Annotated in this window: 6 protein-coding genes and 1 pseudogene; 2 read left to right on the forward strand and 5 right to left on the reverse strand. The window is 64.0% G+C overall.

Going from position 1 to position 4941, the window contains the following annotated elements:
- Window positions 1-917 (reverse strand): dihydroorotate dehydrogenase (locus ACJWXQ_RS04740; RefSeq protein ID WP_406672275.1); only part of this gene is annotated, 917 nt, incomplete at its 3' end.
- A 60-nt stretch (window positions 918-977) separates the two neighbouring features.
- Here ACJWXQ_RS04740 and ACJWXQ_RS04745 point away from each other — a divergent pair.
- Window positions 978-1433, forward strand: a complete 456-nt coding sequence (locus ACJWXQ_RS04745; protein WP_346050590.1) for a tRNA (cytidine(34)-2'-O)-methyltransferase — start codon at window positions 978-980, stop codon at window positions 1431-1433.
- 186 nt (window positions 1434-1619) lie between these two features.
- On the opposite strand, the gene ACJWXQ_RS04750 is transcribed toward ACJWXQ_RS04745, so the two are convergent.
- The 4 genes from ACJWXQ_RS04750 to ACJWXQ_RS04765 all read right to left on the reverse strand — a co-directional run bounded on the left by ACJWXQ_RS04750 (window position 1620) and on the right by ACJWXQ_RS04765 (window position 3995).
- On the reverse strand, window positions 1620-2624 hold the full coding sequence (locus ACJWXQ_RS04750; RefSeq protein ID WP_406672276.1) for an NAD(P)H-dependent glycerol-3-phosphate dehydrogenase: 1005 nt from the start codon (window positions 2622-2624) through the stop codon (window positions 1620-1622).
- Window positions 2625-2627: 3 nt separating this feature from the next.
- The gene (gene secB, locus ACJWXQ_RS04755; RefSeq protein ID WP_346050592.1) at window positions 2628-3134 is read right to left on the reverse strand and encodes a protein-export chaperone SecB; all 507 of its coding nucleotides are present in this window, start codon (window positions 3132-3134) and stop codon (window positions 2628-2630) included.
- A gap of 99 nt (window positions 3135-3233) precedes the next feature.
- Window positions 3234-3494: a glutaredoxin 3 gene (gene grxC / locus ACJWXQ_RS04760; protein ID WP_346050593.1), complete on the reverse strand. Its 261-nt coding sequence runs from the start codon at window positions 3492-3494 to the stop codon at window positions 3234-3236.
- A 63-nt stretch (window positions 3495-3557) separates the two neighbouring features.
- The gene (locus tag ACJWXQ_RS04765; protein WP_346050594.1) at window positions 3558-3995 is read right to left on the reverse strand and encodes a rhodanese-like domain-containing protein; all 438 of its coding nucleotides are present in this window, start codon (window positions 3993-3995) and stop codon (window positions 3558-3560) included.
- A gap of 190 nt (window positions 3996-4185) precedes the next feature.
- On the opposite strand from ACJWXQ_RS04765, the pseudogene ACJWXQ_RS04770 reads away from it, so the two are divergent.
- Window positions 4186-4941, forward strand: a pseudogene (locus ACJWXQ_RS04770) (2,3-bisphosphoglycerate-independent phosphoglycerate mutase); the annotation flags it as partial.

Consider the following 4941-nt stretch of genomic DNA (forward strand, 5'->3'; position numbering starts at 1 on the left):
GAGGCCATGCCGTGACGATCCAGGTAATCGGCAATCCCCGCATTCAGGCGGCGGCAGGCGAGGGGCTCGTAGAACAGGGTCGTGCCCACGCCCACGGCACTGGCGCCGGCAATGATGAATTCCAGGGCATCCTCGACGCTCTGGATGCCACCCTGGCCGATGATCGGGACCTTGTGAGGGCCGGCAACCTGGTGCACCTGGTGGACCTTGAGCAGGGCGATCGGCTTGATCGCCGGGCCGGACAGCCCGCCCTGGACATTGCCAATCACCGGCCGGCGTGCCTCGGCATTGATGGCCATGCCGGAGACGGTGTTGATCACCGCAAAGGCATCGCTGCCGGCCTCGATGCAGAGGCGGGCGTTTTCCTGAATATCGGTCTGGTTCGGGGACAGCTTGGTAATCAGCGGCTTGTCGGTCTCGCGACGACAGGCTTCCACCACTCGGGCGGACATTTCCGGGACATTGCCAAACTGGACGCCACCTTCCTTGACGTTGGGGCAGGAGATGTTGATCTCCATGGCATCGATGGGCGAGTCATCAAAACGCCGTGCGACCCGGGCATACTCCTCGATGGTCGAACCGCAGACGTTGGCGATGAAGCGGGTTTCCTCGAAATCCAGCGCCGGCAGGATATTGTCCACCACATGATCCACCCCCGGGTTCTGGAGCCCGATGGCATTGAGCATGCCGCCGGGGGTTTCGTAGATCCGGTGCGGCGGATTGCCCAGGCGGGCCTCGCCGGTGGTTCCCTTCAGGCAGATTGCCCCCACGTCCCGATTGGAGAAACCCGCGACCCGGGTATATTCCTCGCCGAATCCGACACAGCCGGACAACAGCACCAGGGGGGAGTTGAAGCGGAGACCGCAGAAGTCCAGTTTCAGGGCGTCGGGTACCCGCTGCTCAGCCGTTTCGCTCATCAATTACACTCTCGTCTGCAGGCGGCCCACGGGGGCCGAGGCCATCATTGGGGATGAATTGTGTTTCATATTGTACTTTATGAACCGGAGATTCCGCCCAACACAGGCAATGTCATGCGCCTGGCGGTCAACACCGGCTGCCGGCTGCACCTGATTCATCCGCTGGGTTTCGAGCTCTCCGACAAGCAGATGCGGCGGGCGGGGCTGGATTACCGGGAGCGGGCGGTGGTGGAGGCCCACGATGACCTGGAATCCTTTCTCGACAGCGTGGCCCCGGCGCGACTGTTTGCCCTGTCGAGCAAGGTGAGTCAGCCTTTCCACGACACCCGCTTTCAAAGCGGGGATGCCTTCCTGTTCGGCCCGGAAAGTCGCGGCCTGCCCGCTCAGGTGCTTGACCACCCAGCCCTTTCCGACCGACTGCGACTGCCCATGCGGCCGGGCAACCGCTCCCTCAACCTCTCCAACGCCGTTGCGGTCTGCGTTTACGAAGCCTGGCGGCAGGTGGGTTTTGTCTGATGCCTGGGATTATGGGTGGTCGCCTGGGTTGGGGGTAGTGGCCTTCGATTCGGCCAGAGGGTTGGGTTAAGGCTTGTGCCCTGGTGCCATCCCGTGGCTCTTAATCGCGAATGAATTCGCTCCCACGGTGCCTATAGCGTATGCCGAAGCCGCCGTAGGAGCGGATTTATCCGCGATCTCCCCCAGCTAGGACAACTCCGGCTTCATATCCCGAGAGAGCAGCGCCTCGGCCGCCTCACGAGGAGAGACACCGTCATAGACCAGGGCATGGATCTGTTCACTGATGGGAGTTTCAATGGCGAGTTGGCCAGCCACGCGAAGCACTTCGGCAACGGCCACGGCCCCTTCCACCAGCCCGATCTCTTCCCGCGCCTGTTCAATGGTCTTGCCACCGGCCAGGGCGAGGCCGAAGCGGCGGTTGCGGGATTGATCGTCGGTGCAGGTCAAGACCAGGTCGCCCATGCCGGCAAGCCCGGTCAGGGTCTCCGCCTTGCCGCCCAGGGCCGCGCCCACGCGCATGATTTCCGCCAGCCCGCGGGTAATCAAGGCAACTCGGGCATTGGCACCAAAACCCAGGCCATCGGAGACGCCCGCGCCAATGGCGATGACATTCTTCATGGCCCCGCCGACCTCGGCGCCGATCAGGTCATCAGAGACGTAGGCACGGAAGCGGGGCCCATGCAGGCTGGTGGCGAGGTCCTCGGCAAAGGTCGGGTTATCGGCCGCCACGGTCATGGCGGTGGGCAGGCCGTGGCCCACTTCGGCGGCGAAGGTGGGGCCGGTGAGGACGGCCATGGGCAGATCCTCTCCGAGGATTTCTCCCACCACGGCTTCCATCAGGCGCCCGCTGCCCGGCTCAAAGCCCTTGGTGGCCCAGGCCAGCCGCAAGCCGGCCGGCCGCTGCGCGGCCAGGTGCTCGAGCATTTCCCGAAAGGCCTTGCTGGGTACGGCCACCAGCACATCACGAACGCCGTCGAGGGCCTGGTCGAAGGCAGTGACCGCCTCGACACTGGCAGGAAAGGCGGCGCCAGGGAGGCGCCGGCGGTTCTCACCCTCGGCCTGCATTTCCTCGACGTGGCCGCGGTCGCGGCCCCACAAACGGACCTCACGGCCGCTGCGTGCCAACTGAATCGCCAGCGCCGTTCCCCAGGCGCCAGCGCCAAGCACCGCAATGGCTTCGCCGCGGGGCATGCTTCAGGCCTGTCCGCCCTGCTGGGCCTCGTTTCCGGCCTGCTGTTCGCGCTGACGCTGATACAGCTGATCAAAATTGACCGGCTGCAGTTGCGGGGCCGGGAAACCCCCGTTGACGACCGTGGAGGTGATCACCTCTCGGGCATAGGGGTAGAGCTGCGCGGGGCAGAAGGACCCCAGGACCACATCGGCCTCTTCCTTTTCGAAACCGGTCACGGTGAACAGGCCCGCATGGTGCAGTTCGGCCAGGAACACAGGCTTGTCATCCTGGCGGGCCTCCACCGACACGGTCAGGACCACTTCGTATAGATCCTCACCTACCTGGCGGGCCTGATTGCCCAGATTCATCTTGAACTCCGGCCGGAAATCGGCCTGGCTGAAGACCTGAGGCGACTGGGGGGATTCGAAGGAAAAATCCTTGACGTAAATGCGCTGGATCTGCAGCGATTTCTGGCCCTGTTGATTGGCCTGGGCACCCGCGCCGTTATTGGCATTATCCTGTTCGGCCATACTTCCTCCACGATTCGGTCATAAGCAAGCGGGTGCATCACCCGCGTTCAAAGTAACGCCGGGACTGATGTCCCGGCGGTGATTTCCTGCTGGCGGCGTTCAGGCCGCCAGCAACTGATCCAGGCGACCGTCGCGCTCAAGGGCGGACAGTTCATCATAACCGCCGATGGGCTGGTCGCCGATAAAGATCTGGGGCACGGTCCGTGCCCCTGCCCGGCGGATCATCTCATCCCGCCGTTCAGGTTCAATGATGAGGTCGATTTCCTCGAATTCCACACCCTTGGACTGCAAAAGTGCCTTGGCACGAACACAGAAGGGGCAGGAACGCTTGCTGTACATCAATACGGGTGGATGGTCCATGACATCTCTCCTGGCGGCTGGTGGGTCAATTGAGACGCCGGCACCCAGCTACCGTTACCGGCCTCAACCCTTGCGCAGGGGCAGGTTTTCACGCTGCCAGGCGGTGATGCCGCCCTTTAAGTGGACCACGTCCAGTTCCGCCTGTTTCTTGGCCAGTTGCGTGGCGGTGCGCGCGCTGGTCATGCCCATCTCGCAGTAGAGCAGCACCATCTGGGTCTTGGCCTGCTTGAGCCGCTTGTTGAGCTCATCCTCAAAGGCATCGAATCGATCGGCGGGATAGTTGGCTGCCCCGGCGATATGTCCCCGTTTGAAGACATCCGGCTGGCGAACATCCACGACCACGGCACCGTCATTGATCAGCCGGGTCGCCTGACCGGGTTCCACCTCCCGGTAGGGGCGGGACAGACGCCGGAATTCGGTGAACAGAAACAGGGCGAAAACCGACACCAGGGCCAGCACCAGGATGGGGTGATGGCTGGCAAATTCGAGAACTCTATCCATGGTGGTGAGCGGCTCCAGTTGCGCGCGTTCAGGCAATGTTCATGGCCCGGTCCCGCCGACCGCTGCAGGGTCGCCGGGCGGGAACGGGCGCGCATTATAGCAGGGCCCCGCGAACAGGACCGCCGGGATGCAAATCGGGCCGGATTTCAATACACTTGCGGCCCCCGCAAAGATCAGACCAGGATACGACATGGCCGACACGCCCAGACCCGTGCTTCTCGTCATTCTCGATGGCTGGGGCCAGGCCCCGGATGGCGAAGACAACGCCATCAGCCTCGCCCGCACCCCCAATTGGGACGAGCTGCAGCAATCCTGCCCGCATACCCTGATTCACACCTCCGGGCCGCGGGTGGGCCTGCCGGAGGGGCAGATGGGCAACTCCGAGGTGGGCCACATCAATCTCGGCGCGGGGCGGGTGGTCAAGCAGGAATTCGGCCGGATCAGCGCCGCCATCGACGATGGCAGCTTCTTCGAGAATCCGGCCTATTGTCAGGCCGTCGACGAGGCCATCCGGCGCGGTGGCGCGTTCCACATCACGGGGCTGCTCTCTCCCGGCGGCGTCCACAGCCATGAATCCCATCTCCACGCCATGGTGCGCCTGGCCGCTCGTCGGGGGGCCGAGAAGATCTTCGTGCATGCCATCCTCGACGGTCGCGATACCCCGCCGCGCAGTGCCAAGGCCTCGCTGGAGGCCCTGGAAGCCGTGTTTCAGGAGGTCGGGCGGGGCCGGATCGCCAGTCTGGTGGGCCGCTTCTACGCCATGGACCGGGACAAGCGCTGGGACCGAATCCAGGCCGCCTATCAGTTGATGACCAGCGGTGAGGGCGAGCATCGCTCGGCCACCGCCCTCGAGGCGTTGGAGGCTGCCTATGCCCGCGACGAATCCGATGAGTTCCTCAGCCCCACCTGGATCGACGGTGACGATGGCGTGATCGCCGATGACGAC

This window comes from Natronospira sp. (assembly GCF_007134575.1).
Classification (GTDB): Bacteria; Pseudomonadota; Gammaproteobacteria; order Natronospirales; family Natronospiraceae; genus Natronospira; species Natronospira elongata.